18 protein-coding genes and 1 pseudogene are annotated in these 19,577 nt (G+C 68.6%); 12 read left to right on the forward strand and 7 right to left on the reverse strand.

Annotated features, from left to right (window positions below; genetic code table 11):
* The first annotated feature begins 144 nt into the window (after positions 1 to 144).
* From T333_RS10110 to T333_RS10140, 7 genes and pseudogenes are all read left to right on the forward strand, one after another.
* Positions 145 to 1,800 carry an acyl-CoA synthetase gene (locus T333_RS10110; protein WP_357256297.1) on the forward strand — a complete coding sequence of 552 codons (1,656 nt, stop codon included), beginning with the start codon at positions 145 to 147 and terminating at the stop codon, positions 1,798 to 1,800.
* 119 nt (positions 1,801 to 1,919) lie between these two features.
* A complete protein-coding gene (locus T333_RS10115; RefSeq protein ID WP_496424312.1) occupies positions 1,920 to 3,233 on the forward strand; it encodes a TerD family protein in 1,314 nt (437 codons plus the stop codon).
* A gap of 96 nt (positions 3,234 to 3,329) precedes the next feature.
* Positions 3,330 to 3,893 (forward strand): hypothetical protein, encoded by a 564-nt coding sequence (locus T333_RS10120; RefSeq protein WP_355003862.1) that lies wholly within the window; start codon positions 3,330 to 3,332, stop codon positions 3,891 to 3,893.
* A 208-nt stretch (positions 3,894 to 4,101) separates the two neighbouring features.
* A complete protein-coding gene (locus tag T333_RS10125) occupies positions 4,102 to 5,574 on the forward strand; it encodes a PepSY-associated TM helix domain-containing protein (RefSeq protein WP_496424313.1) in 1,473 nt (490 codons plus the stop codon).
* A gap of 131 nt (positions 5,575 to 5,705) precedes the next feature.
* Positions 5,706 to 6,419, forward strand: a complete 714-nt coding sequence (locus T333_RS10130) for a DUF8020 domain-containing protein (RefSeq protein WP_357256294.1) — start codon at positions 5,706 to 5,708, stop codon at positions 6,417 to 6,419.
* A 145-nt stretch (positions 6,420 to 6,564) separates the two neighbouring features.
* Positions 6,565 to 7,035 carry a DUF4383 domain-containing protein gene (locus tag T333_RS10135; RefSeq protein ID WP_355003865.1) on the forward strand — a complete coding sequence of 157 codons (471 nt, stop codon included), beginning with the start codon at positions 6,565 to 6,567 and terminating at the stop codon, positions 7,033 to 7,035.
* Positions 7,036 to 7,052: 17 nt separating this feature from the next.
* Positions 7,053 to 7,508: pseudogene (locus T333_RS10140) on the forward strand (SRPBCC family protein); the annotation flags it as partial.
* Between the two features lie 184 nt (positions 7,509 to 7,692).
* Here T333_RS10140 and T333_RS10145 read toward each other — a convergent pair.
* The 4 genes from T333_RS10145 to T333_RS10160 all read right to left on the reverse strand — a co-directional run bounded on the left by T333_RS10145 (position 7,693) and on the right by T333_RS10160 (position 11,519).
* Positions 7,693 to 7,962, reverse strand: coding sequence for a hypothetical protein (locus T333_RS10145; RefSeq protein WP_496424314.1), 270 nt, complete (start codon positions 7,960 to 7,962; stop codon positions 7,693 to 7,695).
* Between the two features lie 12 nt (positions 7,963 to 7,974).
* Positions 7,975 to 9,675 (reverse strand): sodium:solute symporter family protein, encoded by a 1,701-nt coding sequence (locus T333_RS10150; RefSeq protein ID WP_496424763.1) that lies wholly within the window; start codon positions 9,673 to 9,675, stop codon positions 7,975 to 7,977.
* A gap of 288 nt (positions 9,676 to 9,963) precedes the next feature.
* Positions 9,964 to 11,094, reverse strand: coding sequence for a zinc-dependent alcohol dehydrogenase (locus T333_RS10155; RefSeq protein ID WP_496424315.1), 1,131 nt, complete (start codon positions 11,092 to 11,094; stop codon positions 9,964 to 9,966).
* Positions 11,094 to 11,519, reverse strand: coding sequence for a tautomerase family protein (locus T333_RS10160; RefSeq protein ID WP_496424316.1), 426 nt, complete (start codon positions 11,517 to 11,519; stop codon positions 11,094 to 11,096). The genes T333_RS10155 and T333_RS10160 overlap by 1 nt, the downstream gene beginning before the upstream one ends.
* A gap of 117 nt (positions 11,520 to 11,636) precedes the next feature.
* On the opposite strand from T333_RS10160, the gene T333_RS10165 reads away from it, so the two are divergent.
* Positions 11,637 to 12,206 (forward strand): TetR/AcrR family transcriptional regulator, encoded by a 570-nt coding sequence (locus tag T333_RS10165; RefSeq protein ID WP_496424764.1) that lies wholly within the window; start codon positions 11,637 to 11,639, stop codon positions 12,204 to 12,206.
* Between the two features lie 69 nt (positions 12,207 to 12,275).
* On the opposite strand, the gene galK is transcribed toward T333_RS10165, so the two are convergent.
* Positions 12,276 to 13,385, reverse strand: a complete 1,110-nt coding sequence (galK, locus tag T333_RS10170) for a galactokinase (protein ID WP_496424317.1) — start codon at positions 13,383 to 13,385, stop codon at positions 12,276 to 12,278.
* Between the two features lie 172 nt (positions 13,386 to 13,557).
* On the opposite strand from galK, the gene T333_RS10175 reads away from it, so the two are divergent.
* Genes T333_RS10175 through T333_RS10185 form a run of 3 tightly spaced genes read left to right on the forward strand, consistent with a single transcriptional unit; the run spans position 13,558 to position 16,270 of the window.
* Positions 13,558 to 14,142 carry a pyruvoyl-dependent arginine decarboxylase gene (locus T333_RS10175; protein ID WP_496424318.1) on the forward strand — a complete coding sequence of 195 codons (585 nt, stop codon included), beginning with the start codon at positions 13,558 to 13,560 and terminating at the stop codon, positions 14,140 to 14,142.
* Positions 14,143 to 14,147: 5 nt separating this feature from the next.
* Positions 14,148 to 14,717 (forward strand): hypothetical protein, encoded by a 570-nt coding sequence (locus T333_RS10180; protein ID WP_355003871.1) that lies wholly within the window; start codon positions 14,148 to 14,150, stop codon positions 14,715 to 14,717.
* Positions 14,717 to 16,270, forward strand: coding sequence for a diguanylate cyclase domain-containing protein (locus T333_RS10185; RefSeq protein WP_357256289.1), 1,554 nt, complete (start codon positions 14,717 to 14,719; stop codon positions 16,268 to 16,270). The genes T333_RS10180 and T333_RS10185 overlap by 1 nt, the downstream gene beginning before the upstream one ends.
* An 80-nt stretch (positions 16,271 to 16,350) precedes the next feature.
* Here the strand turns inward: T333_RS10185 and T333_RS10190 are convergent, their stop codons facing one another.
* Both T333_RS10190 and T333_RS10195 read right to left on the reverse strand, forming a co-directional pair.
* A complete protein-coding gene (locus tag T333_RS10190; protein WP_357256288.1) occupies positions 16,351 to 17,106 on the reverse strand; it encodes a DUF6319 family protein in 756 nt (251 codons plus the stop codon).
* A 291-nt stretch (positions 17,107 to 17,397) separates the two neighbouring features.
* Positions 17,398 to 18,033: a TetR/AcrR family transcriptional regulator gene (locus tag T333_RS10195; RefSeq protein ID WP_355003961.1), complete on the reverse strand. Its 636-nt coding sequence runs from the start codon at positions 18,031 to 18,033 to the stop codon at positions 17,398 to 17,400.
* A gap of 172 nt (positions 18,034 to 18,205) precedes the next feature.
* On the opposite strand from T333_RS10195, the gene T333_RS10200 reads away from it, so the two are divergent.
* The gene (locus T333_RS10200) at positions 18,206 to 19,573 is read left to right on the forward strand and encodes a flavin-containing monooxygenase (protein WP_496424319.1); all 1,368 of its coding nucleotides are present in this window, start codon (positions 18,206 to 18,208) and stop codon (positions 19,571 to 19,573) included.
* The last annotated feature ends 4 nt before the right edge of the window (positions 19,574 to 19,577 follow it).

The following is a 19,577-nucleotide window of genomic DNA, read 5'->3' on the forward strand; positions in this document are numbered from 1 at the left end:
TTCAAAGACAAGACCCGCACGCGGTGAGATGGATGACACACTCGGTAACAGTTGCTTGCTATTGTTAGCGCTAGCACTGGATCTCGATGTTGCGGTCCACACCACCCCGAGTCCCGGTGGCTGGACCGCGGAAGGTTGTCCCTTATGTCTTTGTCGCTTCCCGCGCTCGGCGGTTCCGTTCGCAAGGCCGGTGATCTCGCACTCGGCGTGAACGTCATGGTGAAGCGGGGTCTGTTCAACCCGCTGCGCCCCGACCACGCGGCACGCTCGGCGTTCAACGTGCTGAAGTTCGGTCCGTTCGCCGGTGTCGTCATGCACGCCGCGCAGACCAGGCCGCATGCCGCCGCCATCGTGGACGAGCGCGGCGAGGTGACCTTCGGTCAGCTCAACGAGCAGTCCAACGCCTTCGCGCGCGGATTGGAAGCTCAGGGCATCCGGGCGGGCGATGTCGTCGCCGTGCTGGCCCGCGACCACCGCGGCATGGTGCTCAGCCTGCTGGCCGCGGGCAAGCTCGGTGTGCGCGCGGTGCTGATGAACACGGGATTCGCCAAGCCGCAGTTCGCCGACGTCGCCACGCGCGAGAAGGTCAAGGCCGTGCTGCACGACAGCGAGTTCCTCGATCTGATGAGCGCCATCCCCGCCGAGATCCCGCGCATCCTCACCTGGGTGGACGAGAAGGACAACGCCGATCCGTCGATTCCGACCGTCGAATCGCTGTCCGCCGGCCGGTCCACCGCGCCGCTGCCCGCCCCGGCCAAGCCCGGCGGCATGGTCATCCTGACCAGCGGCACCACCGGCACCCCGAAGGGCGCGCCGCGCGACCGGGTCAGCCCGTTCGCCTCGGCGCAGTTCGTCGACCGGGTGCCGCTGCCCGCCAACGGCACGATGATCATGGCCGCGCCGATCTTCCACGGCACCGGCCTTTCCCAGTTCACCCTGGGTCTGGCGCTCGGCAATCGGGTCGTCTTCCAGCAGCGCCGCTTCAATCCCGAGCAGACGCTGGCCAATATCGACAAGTACCGCGCGGACTCGCTGGTCGTCGTGCCGACCATGTTGCAGCGCATCCTCGATCTCGGCGACGACGTGCTCGCCAAGTACGACGTGCGCAGCATCAAGGTGATCTTCGCGGCGGGCTCGGCCATCGCACCCGACGTGGTCACCCGCACGCTGGACCACTTCAACGACAGCCTCTACAACCTGTACGGCTCCACCGAGTGCGCCGTGATGACCGTGGCCACCCCCGCGGACATGCGCAAGTCGCCGACTACCGCGGGCCGCGCGCCCGTCGGAATCCGCATCGTGCTGCTCGACGAGAACCGCAAGCCGATCACCGAGCCGAACGTCACCGGAACCATCTTCGTGGACAACGGATTCGCGTTCAGCGGCTACACCGACGGCCGAACCAAGGAGATCGTCGACGGCATGATGTCCAGCGGCGACGTCGGGCACTTCGACGAGGACGGCCTGCTCTACATCGACGGCCGCGACGACGACATGATCGTCTCCGGCGGCGAGAACGTCTTCCCGCTCGAGGTGGAGAACCTGATCGCCGGGCGCGAGGACATCTTCGAGGCCGCCGTGGTCGGCGTCGACGACCGCGAGTACGGCAAGCGGCTGCGCGCGTTCGTCGTGCCGGGCCCGGACTCCAAGCGCGATCCGCAGGAGATCAAGGACTACGTCAGGGCGAACCTGGCCCGCTACAAGGTGCCGCGCGAGGTGATCTTCCTCGACGAACTGCCGCGCAACGCCACCGGCAAGCTGTTGCGCAAGCCGTTGATCGAGATGGAGATCGAGAACTGATTCCGTGATCGCTCGCGCGGCGCCCGTTTCGTCGAGAACCGGGGCCGCGCGGGCTGTCGACCGCCCGGTCTGTCGGTATTAGGCTTGCGCGAGAAGGCAGTTCGAGCGACAGGGGCGCGATGTCCAGCGTGATCGGCAAAGGTGGGAACGTCGCGCTGGGCGGCGGGCGATTGCACGTGACCGTGGCGCCCGCCGGTATCGATCTCTCGGTGCTCTGTGTGCGCGACCACGGCAAAGTCGGTGACGACAGCGAATTCGTCTTCTACAACCAGCCGGTCTCGCCGGACGGTGCGGTGCGCCTGACCGACGGCGCGATCAGTATCGATCTGCCCAGCGTCGGCGCGGTGACCGACCGGCTTGTCGTGGCGGCGTCGGTGGACAACGGTGTGTTCGGCGGCATTCCGCTCGCGGTCCGCATCACCGAGGACGGCGGGCTCGCCCACGATCTGCCGATCACCGGACTGAGTTCGGAGACCACCGTCATCCTCGGCGAGGTGTATCGCCGCGCGAACAGCTGGAAGCTGCGCAACGTGGCGCAGGGGTACGCGACCGGATTGGCCGGGTTGGCCACCGATTTCGGCATCTCCGTAGACGACGAGCCACACAGTGCGAATACTGCTGCCGCACAGCACTGCGCGAGCTTCGGCACGCCGCCCGATCCGTATCAAGCCGTCCCGCAACGATTCCCGTCTCCGCCAGCACCGCCCGCCGGTTCGACTTCCGGCTCGCCACCGGACCCGCATGCCGCGCAAGCTTTTTCGCCGACCTCGTCACCGCAGGGCATTCCCCCACAGACCCCGCCGCCCGGCGTGAACTTCTCCAAGGGCGCGGTCACCCTGACCAAGAACGCCCCACCCGTCTTGCTGGAGAAATCCCCGGTGATCCGACTACGGGTGGCATGGGCCAGCGGTACCGACTACGAGGCCTACGCCCTGGTCGTGTTGAACACCGGGGAGGTCGTGCACGTCGCCACCTTCGACGCCAAGGACACCCCGGCCAATCCGCAATACCGTGATCTGGTCCGGCACCTGGGCGACCGCGGCCGAGGTCACGTGCGCAGCGGCGGCGGGCAGGCCGAGGAGATCATCGAGGTCCGTTTCGCCCCCGAGATCGTCGCGATCGTGCCCGTGGCGTACTCGGCGATCAACAACGGCACCGGGTCGTTCTTCAAATACCGGGTGTCGCTGGCCATCGAGAACGGCGCCGATCAGGTGGTCATCCCCGCCGATCAGGCGAAGAAGTCCAGCTGGATCTTCACGTGCGTGCCCGGCATCGTCTACAACCGTCCCGAGGGCGTGCTCATCGAACGGCTCGAGCTCTACAGCAAGCGGTTCTCCGAATTCCGGCCCGCGGCGTACCTGCGACCCGACGGCCGCGTCGAGGTGAAGATGGACAAGGGCCCGATCAACCAGTTCAAGGCCGACCGGACCTGACCCGAAGCTTCCATACGGAACCGCCTGGTCGGAGCTGTTTTCCGGCGGTCGCTCAGTGTGGTCGGCGACCAGTAACAGGTCCGTTATCATCAGCGGGTGAGTATCGAGTTCGACCGGTCGGCTGCGGGACGTCGCAGCGCCGTCGCGCGGCTGCGCGGCGGGTCGGCCGGTGCGATCTCGGGAACCGTCTCCATCGCTGCCCACGGCTGGGCCTCGGGCGGCATGGCCCCCGACAGCACCACCCTCGCCCTGCTCGCCGCGGCGTCCGCGGTCGTCGGCGCGCTGGTGGCCGGGCTCGCTCCGCTGCGCGACACCGCGGCGGGTCTGATCACGGCGCTGGTCGGCGGTCAGCTGCTCGGCCACGTCGCCATGGGCTTCAGCTCCGGGCACCTGCACCACGGCGACGCCCAGCTGACCCCGCAGATGCTCGCCGCGCACATCGTCGCCGCCTGCGTCGCCGCCGTTGTCATACGCGGCGCCGAAGCGGCCTATCGGATCGGTACCGCCGTCCTGGCACGGGTGCTGCCGGTGCTCTATCGGGTGCCGGTCGTCGCTGATCCGGCTCCGCTGCGCACCACCCACCGCGACCGCGTCGTCCTGCGGATTCTCGCCGCCGAGACGCTGCGCACCCGTGGCCCGCCGCGGCTCGTTCACGTCTGATTCAACCCACACCCGGTGCACGAACGCGCTGTTCGCGTTCCCGCCGCCGTCCCGCGTTCCGACGCTTGTTTGTCGTGCGCGTCCGGACTCTCGCCGCCAGCGATGTCACACATTCCACCCACCGAGCACTCCTCGGTGCGGCCGGTGTGCGTCGCGCGCGGTGTCTCGCGCACCCACCGGGGTTCCGAACCTCAGAAACGAAACGACCGTGAGCACAACAGAAACCATCACCCCCGACGCCGAATCCTCGGCGCCGCCGCCCGAACCCGTTGGGCGGCGCAAGTCCCCGGCTCGCAACGGCATGCAAGCGCTGGCCATGCGGCTGCACTTCTACGCGGGCGTCTTCGTGGCGCCCTTCATCCTGATCGCGGCCGTCACCGGCGCGCTCTACGCCATCTCGCCGACGTTGGAGTCGTTCGTCTCCCGCGACCTGCTGACGGTCGAACCGGGCGAAGCGACGCGCCCGCTGGCGGAGCAGGTCACCGCCGCGGTGGCGACGAGGCCGGAACTCGCGCTCGCCGCGGTCTCGCCCGCGCCCGGACCCGAGGACACCACCCGGGTCATCTTCACCGACCCGTCGCTGGGCGAATCCGAGCGCCGCGCGGTGTTCGTCAACCCCTACACCGCCGAGCCGGTCGGCGAATCGGTCATCTACGGCAGCTCGCAAGCGCTGCCGCTGCGCACCTGGATCGACCAGTTGCACCGCGATCTGCACCTCGGCGAACCCGGCAGGCTCTATAGCGAACTCGCCGCCTCCTGGCTGTGGGTCATCGCGCTGGCCGGTCTGGTGCTGTGGTTCCGCCGCGTGCGCTCGCGCAGGCAGCGCAACTCGGCCGCCTGGCTGTTCGCCCCCGACCGCTCCAAGGGCGGCCGCGGCCGGACGATGAACTGGCACGGCGCGATCGGCGTGTGGATCCTGCCGCTGATCCTGCTGCTGTCGGCCACCGGCATGACCTGGTCGACCTACGCGGGCGAGAACATCACCGAGCTGCGCGAGCAGCTGAGCTGGACCACGCCCGCCGTGAGCACCGCCCTGCCGGGATCGACCGCGCCCGATCACTCCTCGGGTGGCGATCACCACGGCGGCGGACACGCGCACGCACCGCAGCCCACCGATCCGCAAGCCCGGATCGCGCAGGTGGACCGGGTGTACGAGTCCGCGCGCGCCGCCGGGATCACCCAGGCGGTGGAGATCGCGATTCCGGCCACCCCAGAGAAGGCGTTCGGCGTGAAGGAACGGCGCATGCCGGGCACCTACAGCGTCGACGCGGTCGCGGTGGACGGCGCCACCGGCAGCATCACCGATCGGCTCGCCTTCGCCGACTGGCCGCTGATGGCCAAGCTCACCAACTGGGGCATCGCGTTCCACATGGGCTTGCTGTTCGGTCTGCCGAATCAGCTGCTGCTGCTCGTCGCGATGATCGGCCTGATCGTGGTGATCGTGTTCGGCTACCTGATGTGGTGGCGCAGGCGTCCGACCCGCGGCTCGCGGTTCGCGCTCGGCCGGGCTCCGCGCCGCGGCGCGTTGCGCGGCACGTCGCCGTGGCTCGCGCTGCCCGTGCTCGCGGCCGCGTTGGTCGTCGGCTGGTTCGTGCCGCTGGTCGGCCTGAGCCTGCTCGCGTTCCTGGCCGTGGACGTAGCCGTCGGGCTCGTCGGACGGCTGCGCGCCACCGCGTCCTGATCTCCCGCTGACTTATCCGCGCCGCGCGGGACCACCCCGGCGCGTTACCTCACGGCCTGCCGATTCGTCATAGGTACGGCCGTCGCCCTGTCGCGCCCGCGACAGCCCAGACAACAAGGAATGCACAGCCCATGAAGATCACGAAGTTCGCCCTGGCCGCCGCGTTCATGACCGGCGCGGTCGGCATCGCCGCGGGCACCGGCTCGGCCGCACCCCTCGACGACGCCGCACCCGCCGCGATCAATTTCACGGCGAACGCCACGGAGACGTCCTCGATCGTCTCGATCGACGCGGGCTCGCTCGTCGTCGAGGACAATGCCTTGAAGATCAAGGCCACCGACGGCACCGTCGTCGCCGGAACCCCGCTCACGCTGCGCATCGATGACTTCGAATTCCCCATCGCCGCCGACATCGCGGACCGCACCGCCACGCTCACCCCGCAGCTGTCGATGGACAACGCCGTCTACAAGCCGGTCGCCCTGCCCTTCGAGGACAAGGCCCCTTGGAAGAACGAATACGACAGGGAAAAGGACGCCTGGTCTCGCATGACCAGCACGATCGGCATGGGCGCGAGCATCGGCACCCTGGTCGGCGGCCTCGGCGGCGGCGCCGTCGGCTGCGTGCTCGGCGGCATCGTCGGGGCGACGGTCGCCTCGGCCACCATCGTCGGCCTCTTCGGGCCCTTCATCCCCGCCGCCGCCGTCGGCTGCATCGGCGGCATCCTCGCCGTCGGCGCCCTCGGAACTCTCGCCGGGCAGATCTTCGTGACCGCACCGGTCGCCATCGGCGCGGCCATCCAGTACTTCACCACCATCAACGCACCGTTCACCCCGCCCGCGAAGTGAACCGCTAGAACACCCTCTCACCAGCGCGAACCCCGTTCGGCCAACAGCCGGGCGGGGTTCGCCGCGTTCGGCCGCCCGTTTGTCGGCCCATAGCCCGGGTATGCGACCGGTGTCCCAGTTGCCTGCACACAGAAAGGCATCTGCCATGGCAACGTTCGATGCCACCACGCGGACCAACGTGTGGTCCCCGGTGCGAATCGCCGCGTTCGCTGTCGGCGCGGTATTCCTGCTCGTCGGCATTCTCGGCTTCATTCCGGGTGTCACGACCGATTACGACAGTCTCGACTGGGCCGGACACCACTCCCAAGCCAAGCTGCTCGGGATCTTCCAGGTGTCCATCCTGCACAACATCGTTCACCTCGCCTTCGGCGTAGCGGGCTTGCTCGCGTCCCGAGCGGCCAACGCCGCAGCGGGCTTCCTGGTCGGCGGCGGGGCGATCTATCTGGTCCTGTGGCTGTACGGGTTGATCGTCGACGAGGCGAGCGACGCGAATTTCGTTCCGCTCAACACCGCCGACAACTGGCTGCACTTCGGGCTCGGGGTCGCCATGATCGCCCTCGGCCTCACGTTGCCGCGCATGACCACCGGACGCAGGCACACCGGCCTGCTGAACTGACGAGAGAAAGGAAGAATATGAGCACAATGGCCGCCACCGTGGACGTCGACGTCCCTGTCCACACCGCCTACAACCAGTGGACGCAGTTCGAGACCTTCCCCCAGTTCATGGAGGGAGTCGAGGCTGTGCAGCAGATCGATGATCGGCACACCCACTGGCGTATTCACGTCGGACCCTCGACCCGCGAATTCGACGCCACCATCACCGAACAGCATCCCGACGAGCGCGTCGCGTGGAAGTCCGACAGCGGCCCACGGCACGCGGGCGTGATCACCTTCCACCGGCTCGACGACACCCACACCCGGGTCACCGCGCAAATGGACGTGGATCCCGAGGGTTTCGTGGAGAACGTCGCCGACAAGCTCGGCGTGCTCGAGCACCGCGTCGACCGGGACATGCGGCGGTTCAAGGAGTTCATCGAGAGCCGGGGCAGCGAGACCGGCGCGTGGCGTGGCGACATTCCGCGCCCGGGAGCCGGCGACATGCCCCGCCAGGGACCTGGGGACATGCCGCGCCAGGGAACCGGCAACATGCCGCGGCCGGGCAGCGACATGCCGCGGCCGGGCGGTGAAATGCCGCGACCGGGCGGCGAGATGCCGCGACCGGGTAGCGGCATGCCGCGACCGGGCGGCGAACCCCCGCGGCCGGGGATCTGATTCACTCGGTGGCGTTCGACTGATCGCCGTCGCGCGGCTGCTCGTCGAGGTGCGGCGTCTCGGATTCGACAGGCACGACCGGACGCACCAGCACCCAGACGAGAAAGGCCACCGCGACGGCGATCATGCCGAGCCCGGCCCACAGGTTGACATTGATGCCGCCGGTCTTCGCCTCTTCGGCGCCGGTGTCGTGGACCAGGCCGGTGATCACCAGGATCACCCCGTAGCTGCCGAGCAGGGCTCCCACGATGGTGCGGATATCGAACAGCATTGGCGTTCTTCCTTATCCGACGAGAACATTCAGTGCGATGACGAGCACCAGCGCGATGCCCGCGAGCAACACCGGGCGCTGATACCAGGGCAGCGTGTCGGCTTCCGGGTCGGTGCGCATGGATTCGGGGGTCTCCGAGTAGACCAGTCCGACGAGTTCGGCGGCGGGTTTCGGCTGGGTCACCTGGCTGACGACGACGCTGACCACGATGTCGACCACGAACGCGGTACCCGCGGCAACGAAACTCGCACCCTGCCCGGACAATTCGAAGACGCCCGCCTCGTGCATGAGGAAAACCGTTATGGCCGAACCGGTTCCGGCGACCAGACCCATCCAGCCCGCGGTGGGCGTCATCCGCTTCCAGAACATGCCGAGGATGAACGTGGCGAACAGCGGCGCGTTGAAGAAGCTGAACAGCGTCTGCAAGTAGTCCATCATGTTGCTGAAATTGCCCGCGATGAACGCCGTGAAGATGGCCGCGACAGTCGCGCCGACGGTGGCCAGGCGACCGACGGTGAGGTAATACCCGTCCGAGCGATCCTTGACGACATATTGCTGCCACAGGTCGAAGCTGAAGACGGTGTTGAATGCCGAGACGTTGGCGGCCATGCCCGCCATGAACGCCGCGAGCAGGCCCGCGAGCCCGACGCCCAGGAGTCCGTTGGGCAGCACGTCTTTCATCAGATACAGCAGCGCCTGGTTGTAGGTGACGTCGCTCGAGTACGCCGGGTCGGTGGTCACCGCCTGCTTGTACTCGGCCATCTGCGGCACCAGTACCGCGCTGATCATGCCGGGGATGACGACGATCAGCGGAATGAACATCTTCGGGTACGCGCCGATGATCGGGGTGCGCCGGGCCGCGGAGATGGAGTGCGTCGCCATGGCGCGTTGCACCTCGACGAAATTGGTCGTCCAATATCCGAAGGAGAGCACGAAGCCCAGGCCGAACACGATGCCGAGCACCGAAAGGAAGTCGTTGGCGAACCCGCTCAGCGCGTTGCCCGCCCAGGACTCCAGCTGTTCCCCACCGCCGGGTGACGCGGACACCTTGTCCCGCAAGCCGTCCCAGCCGCCGACCTTGTGCAGGCCGACCAGGGTGAGCGGAAGCAGCGCCGCCACGATGACGAAGAACTGCAGCACCTCGTTGTAGATGGCGGCCGAGAGCCCACCGAGGGTGATGTAGGACAGCACGATCACCGCGGCCACGATCACCGACACCCACAGCGGCCAGCCGAGCAGCACGTTGACGATGGAACCGAGCAGATAGAGATTCACACCGGCGATGAGGATCTGGGCTATCGCGAAGCTCAGCGCGTTCACCAGGTGCGCGCCGGTGCCGAAGCGCCTGCGCATGAACTCCGGCACGCTGCGCACCTTGGAGCCGTAGTAGAACGGCATCATCACCACGCCGAGGAACAGCATGGCGGGCACCGCGCCGATCCAGAAGTAGTGGAAGGTCGGGAAGCCGTACTCGGCGCCGTTGGCCGACATGCCCATGATCTCGACCGCGCCGAGGTTGGCCGAGATGAACGCCAGGCCGGTGACCCACGCGGGCAGCGAACGACCGGACAGGAAGAAGTCGATGCTGGAGGACACCCGCTGCCTGGCCAGCAGGCCGATGCCGAGCACGAACACGAAATACAGGGCTACCAGGGCGTAGTCGACGGGTTCCGCGTCCAGGCGCAGGGTGGTGGCGGCCTCGAAACGCAGCAGCGTCGCGCCGGGAGGCTCGCCAGGCAGTGCGGAGTGGAAGGGTGAATCGGCAAGCGGCACAGCGTCGTCCCTCCTGGCGTGCGACCGGCGACGAGGCGTGCCTCCGCCTTCGCTCCGGCCGTGCGCGGGCTATGGACGGGCCTGGTCGGGGCGCGTCCGTCGTGCGGTACTCGTGACATCCACTGTGCGTGATTGTGCCGCACCCGCGTGGCACAATCACGCACAAAACCTGGACGGTTGCTCAGCGAGTCCGTCGCCCCGGGGAATTCGCCACGGCGCGAGTCAGCGCTAGCCCGTCCCCAACGGTGGGCGGTGCAGCACGAGTTTCGTGGTGTGCGCGGTGTAGGCATCGGGCGCGTCGTCCCAGCCGGCGAGCAGGGTGGTGACCTGTTCGGCGGGAAAACCGGTGCGCGCCACGAATTCCAGTAGGTCGGGCAGGACCGGACGGACGTTCGAGACGCCGATCTTCAGCGTCGCGTCGTTGGCGTACATGTGCATCAACGGGACCTTGGTGCCGGGCGGTAGGTAGTAGCCGACCGGCGTGCAGATCCCGCCGGGTTCGAGCGAGCGCAACGCGAGGTCGACGCCCGTAGCGGTGGACGTGCCCTCCACGACGAGGTCGTAGCGGCGGGCCGGGATATCGGCGGCGCGCAACTGCTTCTTACGTGTGCGATGTGGTCGGGCACCGAGTTTCTCGGCGATCGCGAGCCGCTCCGGGCGATGGTCCACGTAGTCGACGACCTCGGCCCCGTGCGCGACCGCGAGCCCCGCGGCGTAGAGCCCGATGCTCTGCGCAGCGCCCCCCAGGACCAGCACCGAGCCGCCCGGCCGGAGCGCCAGGGACGGGACGACGCAGCGCCACGCGTCGGCGAGGTTGTCGGAGGCGGCGGCCACGCGCAGCGGGTCGAGGCCGTCGGGCAGGCGCACCAGCATGTGGTCGGCATGTGGAATGCGCAGCCGGTCGGCGACCATGCCGCCCCACGGTCCGCTCGCGGGTCCGAAACCGAAAGCGGCCAAAGTACTCTCGCGGGTCGTCGCGCATTTCGCGGTGAGGCCGCGCGTGCACTCCCGGCAATGGCCGCACGAGACCGACCACGGAACCACGACCACATCGCCGCGCGCGAGACCGGTGACCTCCGGTCCGACCTCGAGGACTTCGGCGATGCATTCGTGTCCGATGGCGAACGGGCCCTGGAACGGGACGGGCCCGCAGATGCTCGCCACCACCGGGTCGACCAATCCCGCCCGGATCCCCAGCTGCATGGCACGGCTGACGTGCCGGTGGATCGGCATGGTGTCCCCGTCGCAGCGTCCCGCGACGAACGGACGGACGATCGCGTCGCCGTCCGCTTCGAGCACCGGGTCGGGCCGGTCCCGCCATTCGAGGTGCCCGGCGCGAATGAACTGCAATTCGCGCATCAGGCGCGCTGGCCTTTCGCGAGCGCGGCGAGCTCGGCGAAGCGGACCACCTGGCCGCCCGCGCCCCAAGTCCCTTCGGGCTGTTCGTGGATCAGCACCCACACGCGCAGCGCGTCGGCTTCTGTGAGGCCAGCCGCGGCGAGCACGTCGGCGGTCACCTCCTTGATCAGGCCCTCCTTACGGCGGTCGGAGAGCGCGCCTTGCGGCACCGTGACGTCGACGCGGAAGCGCGGCAGCTCGTCCTCGGCGGTGATCAATCCGCCCTCGGGCACCTCGTCGACCCGGCTCCAGGCCAGCGCGCGGAAGAAAGCGGTGTCAGGCGCTCCCTCCCACTTCAGCAGGGTCGCTGCCAGCGTTTTCTGCAGCGTGCGACGGGTTTCGGCGGCGAGGACCCCGGCGGGCAGGGTCAGCTGGATCATCGGCATGTCGTCTCTCCACTTCTCGGAACAACCGATTTATAACAGTCGTTATAAGTTCCGAACGGTACTCTATGACGGTCGTTATGAGCAAGGAGGTGCGCGGTGGCGAAGACGTCCCCGCAGATGCGGGATCGCATGGTTGCGGGCGCCGCGGACATGATCCGGCGCCGCGGGTTGAACGCCACCAGCGTGCGTGAGCTGGCCAAACACGCCGAGGCTCCGCTCGGATCGACGTATCACTACTTCCCGGGCGGGAAATCGCAACTGGCCGTCGAGGCGGTGCGGTTCGCCGACGCGCTCGCCGCGCGCAAGCTCGCCAAGGAGCTGCCCGCCGGGCCGCTCCCCGGCCTCCGCGCGTTCGTGGACATGTGGCGAAAAGTGGTGCTCGACAGCGATTTCCGCGCCGGATGCCCGGTGCTCGCGGTGTCGGTCGAGGACCCCGCCGACGCGGACGACGCGCCGCGCGAGGCCGCCGCCGCCGCCTTCCGCAACTGGACCGCGCTGCTGGCCGATTCGTTGCGCGCGCACGGCGCGAGCGAAGACGACGCCGAGCAGACCGCGACGCTGATCGTGGCGGCGATCGAGGGCACCGTGGCCATGTGCCGCGCCGAACGCAGCACCCGGGCGCTGGATCAGACCGTCGAGAAGCTGGAGTTCCTGGTCCGGGCGATCACCGATCCCGACCGCGGCTGAAGGTCGGCGGCGACGCCCCTCCGCACCCGCGCCGGGCCGACCCGCACCGCCGCGCGCCACAACCGGCACTCAGGACTCGCGGCGCGCTCCATCGGCCGGAATCACGACGAACGTGCGTGGCACCGGGAAACCCGAGCGCGCGAAGCGATCACCGACCGCCGCGACCACCGCCTCGGTGCGTTCCCGGTCGACCAGCGCGATGACGCTGCCGCCGAAGCCGCCGCCGACCATCCGCGCGCCGTGCGCGCCCGCCTCCAGCGCCGCCGTCACCGCCGTGTCGAGCGCGTCCGTCGAGACCTCGAAATCGTCACGTAGTGAGGCGTGGCCCGCGCTCAGGGCGGGACCGATCTCGCGCGGATCCGCCCCCTGGCGCAATTTCTCGGCAACCGCCACCACGCGGGCGTTCTCGGTGATCACGTGGCGCGCCCGCCGCCGAGCGACCGGGTCTACGATGCGCGTGAGATCCGCCGCCTCGGCGTCGCGCAGCGCGGGCACACCGAGTTCGGCCGCGGCCGCCGCGCACTGTGCGCGCCGCCGCGCGTAGCCGCCGTCGACCAGTTCGTGCGGCTGGCCGGTGTCGACCACCAAGAGCTCCAAGCCGAAAGCGGCCAGATCGAAGGGGATCTGCTCGTAGCCCCCGTTGCCACTGGTGAACCGGCGCACGTCGAGGAACAGCGCGTGACCCGCGGTGCACAGCACGGCCGCGGACTGGTCGAGCACGCCGGTCGGCGCGCCCGCGTAGTCGTTCTCGGCGGCGCGGGCGATATCGATGAGTTCGCGGTCGGCGACGGTGGGCGCGCACAGCTCCCGCAGCGCCACCGCCACCGAGCACGACAGCGCAGCCGAACTCGACAGTCCCGCGCCGATCGGCACCGCGCCGTCCAGTTCCAGCACGAGGCCGGGAACGGTGTGCCCGCGCCGCACGAACTCGGCGACCACGCCGAGCGGATACCGCGCCCAAACCGGCAGCCGCTCCCGCGCATCGCCGAGCTCGTCGATTCCGATCCGCACCGACTCGCCGGGGCGCTGCCGCGATTCGACGCGGACGAGCCCGTCGGCGGTCGGCTCGGCCGCACACCGCGTCACCAGCGGCAACGCGATGGGCAACACGAAACCGTCGTTGTAGTCCGTGTGCTCGCCGATGATGTTCACCCGGCCCGGTGCCACCCATGTCCGCACTGTTGCCTCGCTCGATCGACTCGGAGCTGGTTCGTCGCGCCACACGTTACGAGACACGCCGCCCCAGCATCGCTTTCGGCCGGTGCGCGTGCGCGATTCGCGTTCGTGCCGCACAGTCGAATTCGAAGCAATATCGGCCTGCAAATTAGGCCGAGAGTTTTGGGAGGGCACTATGATTCAGACCACCCCACGCAGCGGCCTGCTCGGGCTGCAGTGGATCGATCGACTACTTCCGCCCCTGGGCAGGCCGGAGCGTGACAACCGGCAGATCCCCGGGGCGCCACTGAGGATCGAGATCGGCGCGGCGACAGGGGTGGGCCCGACAGCGCTGTCGGCGTTCGACGCGGCCCTGCGTGAGTTGGGAGTGGGTGATGCGAACTTGATTCGCCTGTCGTCGGTGATCCCGCCGCGCGCCATGCTGGAGCGCACCGCCCGTGTCCGCAAGCCGATCCCCTGGGGTGATCGGCTCTACTGCGTCTACGCCGCGCAGCACACCGAGGAGGTCGGCCGCTCGGCCGCCGCGGGTGTCGGCTGGGCGCTGCGCGACGACGGTTCCGGAGCGGGGCTTTTCGTCGAGCACGAGGGCGAGACCGCGGTCGAGGTCGAGGGGCTGATCCGCGCCAGCCTCGCGGACATGACCGCCCACCGGCCCGAGGGCTTCGGCCCGGTGCAGCTCTCGCTCGCCCAGACCCGCTGTGCGGGCGACCCGGCCTGCGCGGTGGCGCTTGCCGCCTACCACACGACCTCTTGGAGCTGACGGCGATGAGCGAGGTGCACGTCACCGTCGAGACCACGATCCCGGACGACCGGATCGAGATGTTCCACCGCCTCTACGAAGAGGCGTTCGGCCCGCTGCGCGCCAAGGCCATCGCCAGGCAGGTGCTGCACCGCGACGAGTTCCGCGAGGAGATGGTCGACCCACGGGTGCACAAGCACGTCGCGCGCACCGCGTCCGGCGAGCCGATCGGACTGACCACGCTGACCAGGCATTTGGAGACGGTGCCGTGGATCAGCCCGGACTACTTCGCCGCGCGCTATCCCGAGCACGCCGCGCGCGACGCGATCTACTACGCGGGATTCACCCTTGTTGCGCCAAGTGCACGACAAGGGGCCGCCTTCCATGCCATGATCAAATCAGTTGTCCAGACATTGGTGGCCGAGCGTGCCGCGGTCGGCTGGGACATCTGCTCGTACAACAACACTCAGCTCTCGTTCGCCGACAGCATTCGCGCGGTGCTCGATGAGCAGACGAACGTCGAAGTCGCGGTGGAGGATTCACAGACGTACTACGCCGCACAGTTCACCGGGGACGGAGCGACCAAGGGGGGCTGATGACATCCAGCGAAGCGCAGGCGAGCGACCGCGGCTACTGTACCGGAAACCTTTGGTGCGTGGCGCTTCTCGGCGGCTGGACGGCGCTGATCTCGGTGCCGCTGGTGTTCCAGTCCCGCGCGCTCGCCCTGCTGACGATGCTGGCGGTGGTGGCGGGGGCGCTCACCATGATCGGGGCGGGACTGCTTCGCCATCGCCCGGCACAGCCGCTGCCGTGGTATCTGCTGTCGCTGTCGGCGGTGCTCTTCGCGCTCGGCACCATGCTGCGCGATTTCGCCGACGCCTCGATCAGCCCGCTCGACGACATCTGCACGCTGGCCGGTTATCTGGGCATCGGGGTGGCGGCCACGCTCTGGCTGCGGCCCAGACAGGTCCGCGGCAACTACGATCTGCTGCTCGATTCGGCGCTGATCGGTCTCGGGGCGCTGCTGGCCTCCTGGACTTTCCTCATCTCCCCCATCCTGCAATCGCGCGCCGCCACCCTGACCACGGTGGTCGCGGCGTCGTACCCGGTCCTCGACGCCCTGCTGCTGACCTTGGTCGCCCATTCGGTAGCCACTGCGACCCGCTCGGAAACCTCGCTGCGGCTGCTGCACCTGGCCATGGTCGCCGTGCTGGTCGGCGATCTCGGCTACAGCCTGGAGACCGCGGGCACCGCCTCGATCGGCCACGAGGTCCTGCTGACGCCGCTGCTGATCGCCTACGCCGCTGTCGGCATCGCCGCGCTGCACCCGACCATGGCGAGTCTCGGGGCGCCGCGCCACATCCATCCGCACCATTCCAGGCAGCGCGCCAGTTTCATCGCGGTCGCGTTGATCGTGGCGTCGCTGGTGCCGGTGGTCGGCTCCAGTCTCGGCGCCCTCGACCGGGCGGTGGTGTCCTCGCTGTTCGCGCTGCTGCTGATCGGCGTGCTGGTGCGCAGCGAACGCGCCATCCAGCGCAGCGCCCGCAGCGAGCGACGGGCCCAGTACCAAGCCGACCACGACATGCTGACCGGCCTGCTGAACCGGTCGGCGCTGCTGCGCGCGCTCAACCGCAACAGCGCGCACTGGCGCGACCAGCCGCTGTGCCTGCTGTTCATCGACCTCGACGGCTTCAAGATGGTCAACGACAGCTACGGCCACGCCGTCGGCGACGAGCTGATCGCCAACGCCGCCTCCCGGATCCGGCGGGTGGTGCGCCGCGACGACGCGGTCGCCCGCTACGGCGGGGACGAGTTCGTGGTGCTCGCTCCGCTCGGCAGGCAGGACGCGGCCGTGCTCGCCGAGCGACTACTCGGGGCCTTCGTCCGCCCCTTCGAACTGAGCGCGGGCGAAGTGCCTATCACCGCGAGCGTCGGCATCGCGTGCGACAGTCCGCGCGCCCCCGAGGCCACCGTCTACGACCTGATCCGGGACGCGGATTCGGCGATGTACCACGCCAAGGAGTACTCGCTCGGCTACGCCTTCCACGACGATCTGCGCCACCCACACCTGCCCGCGGGCCGCCCGACCGCAGCGCCTGAGCCCACATCCCGGACCTGGCGCTCGAATGCCGAGAGCACCGCGGTCTGACGCCGAGACATCAGACGACCCGGACGCCGCCGAGCAGCCCGGGAACGCGTCCTACCCGGCAGCTCCGAACGAGCCGGGACTCAGTCCGTCAGTTCGTCCAACAGTCGCTTGGCCTCTTCGAGCTCGGCCCGCAACTGCTCGACCTTCGCCAGCTGCGCGCCCCGTGCCGCCTCCAGGACTCCGGCGACCACCTCGGCCACCTCCGGGTGCAAGATCTTGGCCGCCTGCGCGACCGCGGAACTGTTCACCGGCAGCCCGCGCACCGAGCGCTTCTTTCCGTTCACCACCTCGACCGTCCACTCGCCGTCGGCCGTGCCGGACAGCGTCACCGTGACCTCCGCGGCCTTCGCCTTGCGGGCCGCCGCGGCCTTGGCGGGCTTCGGCGCGGTCGCCGGCTTCGACGCGGTCGCGGCGGATCCGCTCGATTCCGACACTGGCGCAACGGGTTTCGGCGCTGGGGTAACCGGCGCGGGGCTGGCGGTCGGCGCCGGTGCGCTCGTCGTGGTCGACGGCTGGGTCACGGTCGAGTCCTTCCTTGTTGTCGACTTCGGCTGGCTGGGTGGTGCGGCCGCCGCCCGGTCGCGCGACGGCTTGGTCAGCGTCACTTCGGTCGGAGAAAAGGACAGTACATCCTTCGACCCCGTCGGCCGCACCTGCAGGAAATCACCGTCGGACGGATCGCCGAGCGCGATCACCTTGCCCGAACGCCCCTCGGGCACACCGACGGCGGCGGCGGTGAACCAGACCATCGGCGGGCGGCCGCCCGCGATCTCCGCGGCGATCTGCTCGATCTCGGTGTCGGACAACGGCTTGGGTTTGGTTCTTGGCGACGGCATGGGGCACTCCGAGCGGTCTTCGTGGATGTCTGCGTGCACAGATGATGCCGCACGCCACCGACAGATTCGCACGGCGTCGGTAATTCGCACCTCCCCGGCCAACCCGGTCCCCGACAGCAAACACCGGGCTACGTCAAGTAACTCGGTGCTGCCGGACGCAGGCCATCCTCAGCCCGCGCACGGCCGAAGCGAATGCGGAGGTACGCCCGATCGGCACCGCCGGACGCAGTCCGCCCATAGACCCCGCGCACGGCAGGAGCGAATGCGGAGGTACGCCTCGTCTGGCGACCGCTACGCGCGGCGCGGCGCGGCAGGCGGTTGCAGTGCGGGGAACCAGATGTCGGCGAGCACTTCGGCAGCCTGTTCGGCGTCGACATCGATGGTGCCCTGCATCGCCCACCTGGTGAAGAACCGTTCCAATTGCGCGACAAGCAGTTCCACGCGCAGCCGCCCCTCGTCCACCCGATCGGCGGGCCAGCGGGACAGGTACGAGGGCATCGCGTTGGGCAGTGCCGCGATGCCCTGCCTGGCGATCTCGCGGAACTCGGGTTCCAGCGTGGTCGCCTCGTCCCACGCGGGCAGCAGGTCCTTGTATTCGTGGAACCAGTCGATGGCCCTGGACAGCCAGCCGACGAACGCCTCGCGGGTACCGATGTCGAGCACCCGGTCCAGGTCCTCGTAGAAGTGCAGCGCGGTGGGTGCGGTGGATTGCGCGGCGACCGCGCGCAAGATGTCCAGTTTGCCGGTGAAGTGCAGGTAGAAGGTAGCCCGGCTGCACCCGACGGCGGCGGCGATCTCGTCGACCCGCACCGCGGCGTACCCGTTCGCGCAGAACAGCGTCTTGGCGGCCTCCAGCAGTTTGGCCCTGGTCTGCAGTTTCTGTTCGTCGCGCAGGCTTAGCCCGGAGGGGTTCGACTTGGTCGGCATGGTGAACGGTAACTCCGTCTCGTCGGCACTATCAATAGACATCTTGTCACTCACTAGACAGTGAGTCTATCGAGTGTTAATTTGTTGCCTACGTCACTTCGGCGACGCACGGGTCCCGCGGTGCCACCACCGCTCGCCCCGACGCCGGCAGCTCCAGACGAGGACATCGACTTTGACTTCTCAGCAACTTCCCCGGGTATGCGTCATCGGCGCGGGACCATCGGGTATCACCGCCGCCAAACGCCTGCAGGACCACGGCATTCCGTTCGACTGTTTCGAGGCGGGCGACGAGGTCGGCGGCAACTGGTATTTCAAGAACCCGAACGGCATGTCGGCCTGCTACCAGAGCCTGCACATCGATACGTCCAAATGGCGCTTGGCCTTCGAGGACTATCCGGTGCCGGAATCGTGGCCGGACTTCCCGCACCACTCGCAGCTGTTCGAGTACTTCAAGAACTACGTCGACCACTTCGGCCTGCGCGACAAGATCCTGTTCGAAACCAAGGTCACCGCGGCCGAACGGCAGCCCGACGGAGCCTGGCTGGTGACGGCTTCCGATGGCCGCACCCGCTCCTACGACGCGCTCATCGTGTGCAACGGACACCACTGGGATCCCAGAATGCCGGATTACCCAGGCGAATTCGACGGCGTTCTCATGCACAGCCACGCCTACAACGACCCGTTCGACCCGGTCGACATGCGCGGCAAGCGAGTTGTCGTGGTGGGCATGGGCAACTCCGGGCTCGACATCGCCTCAGAGCTGTCCCAGCGCTTCCTCGCCGCGCGGCTGACGGTCTCGGCCCGGCGCGGCGTCTGGGTGCTGCCGAAGTACGTGCACGGCGAAGTGGGCGACAAACGCCGGGTGCCGCCGTGGATGCCGCGCAAGCTCGCGTTGAAGCTGAAGCAGCGCTTCGTCCGAAAGTTTCGCGGCGACATGGAGTTCTACGGTCTGCCCGCGCCCGATCACAAACCGTTCGAAGCGCACCCCTCGGCGAGCGAGGAGTTCCTGCACCGCGCGGGCTGCGGCGACATCGCGTTCAAGCCCGCCATCACCGCGCTGGAAGGGTCGCGGGTGCGCTTCGCCGACGGCAGCGCCGAAGAGGTGGACGTGATCGTCTGCGCGACCGGTTATCACATCAGCTTCCCGTTCTTCAGCGACCCAGAACTGTTGCCGGACAGCGACAATCGGCTCCCGCTGTTCAAGCAGATGATGAAACCGGGCATCGACAACCTCTTCTACCTCGGTCTCGCCCAGCCGTTGCCCACGCTGGTCAACTTCGCCGAGCAGCAGAGCAAGCTGGTCGCCGCCTATCTGACCGGGCGCTACCTCCCGCCCGATCCGGACGGGATGCGCGAGGACATCCGCGCGGCGGAGACCGCGCGCGCCGGCCGCTACTACAACTCACCGCGCCACACGATCCAGGTCGAATTCGAGCCGTACGTGCGCGATCTGCAGCGAGAGATCGCCAGGGGCGCCAAGCGCGCCGCCGCGGCCGGGCACGCGCTGCCGGTGCCCGCCCGAGCGCTGGATCGGGTGTGAGGCC

Source organism: Nocardia sp. CNS-044 (assembly GCF_059570515.1).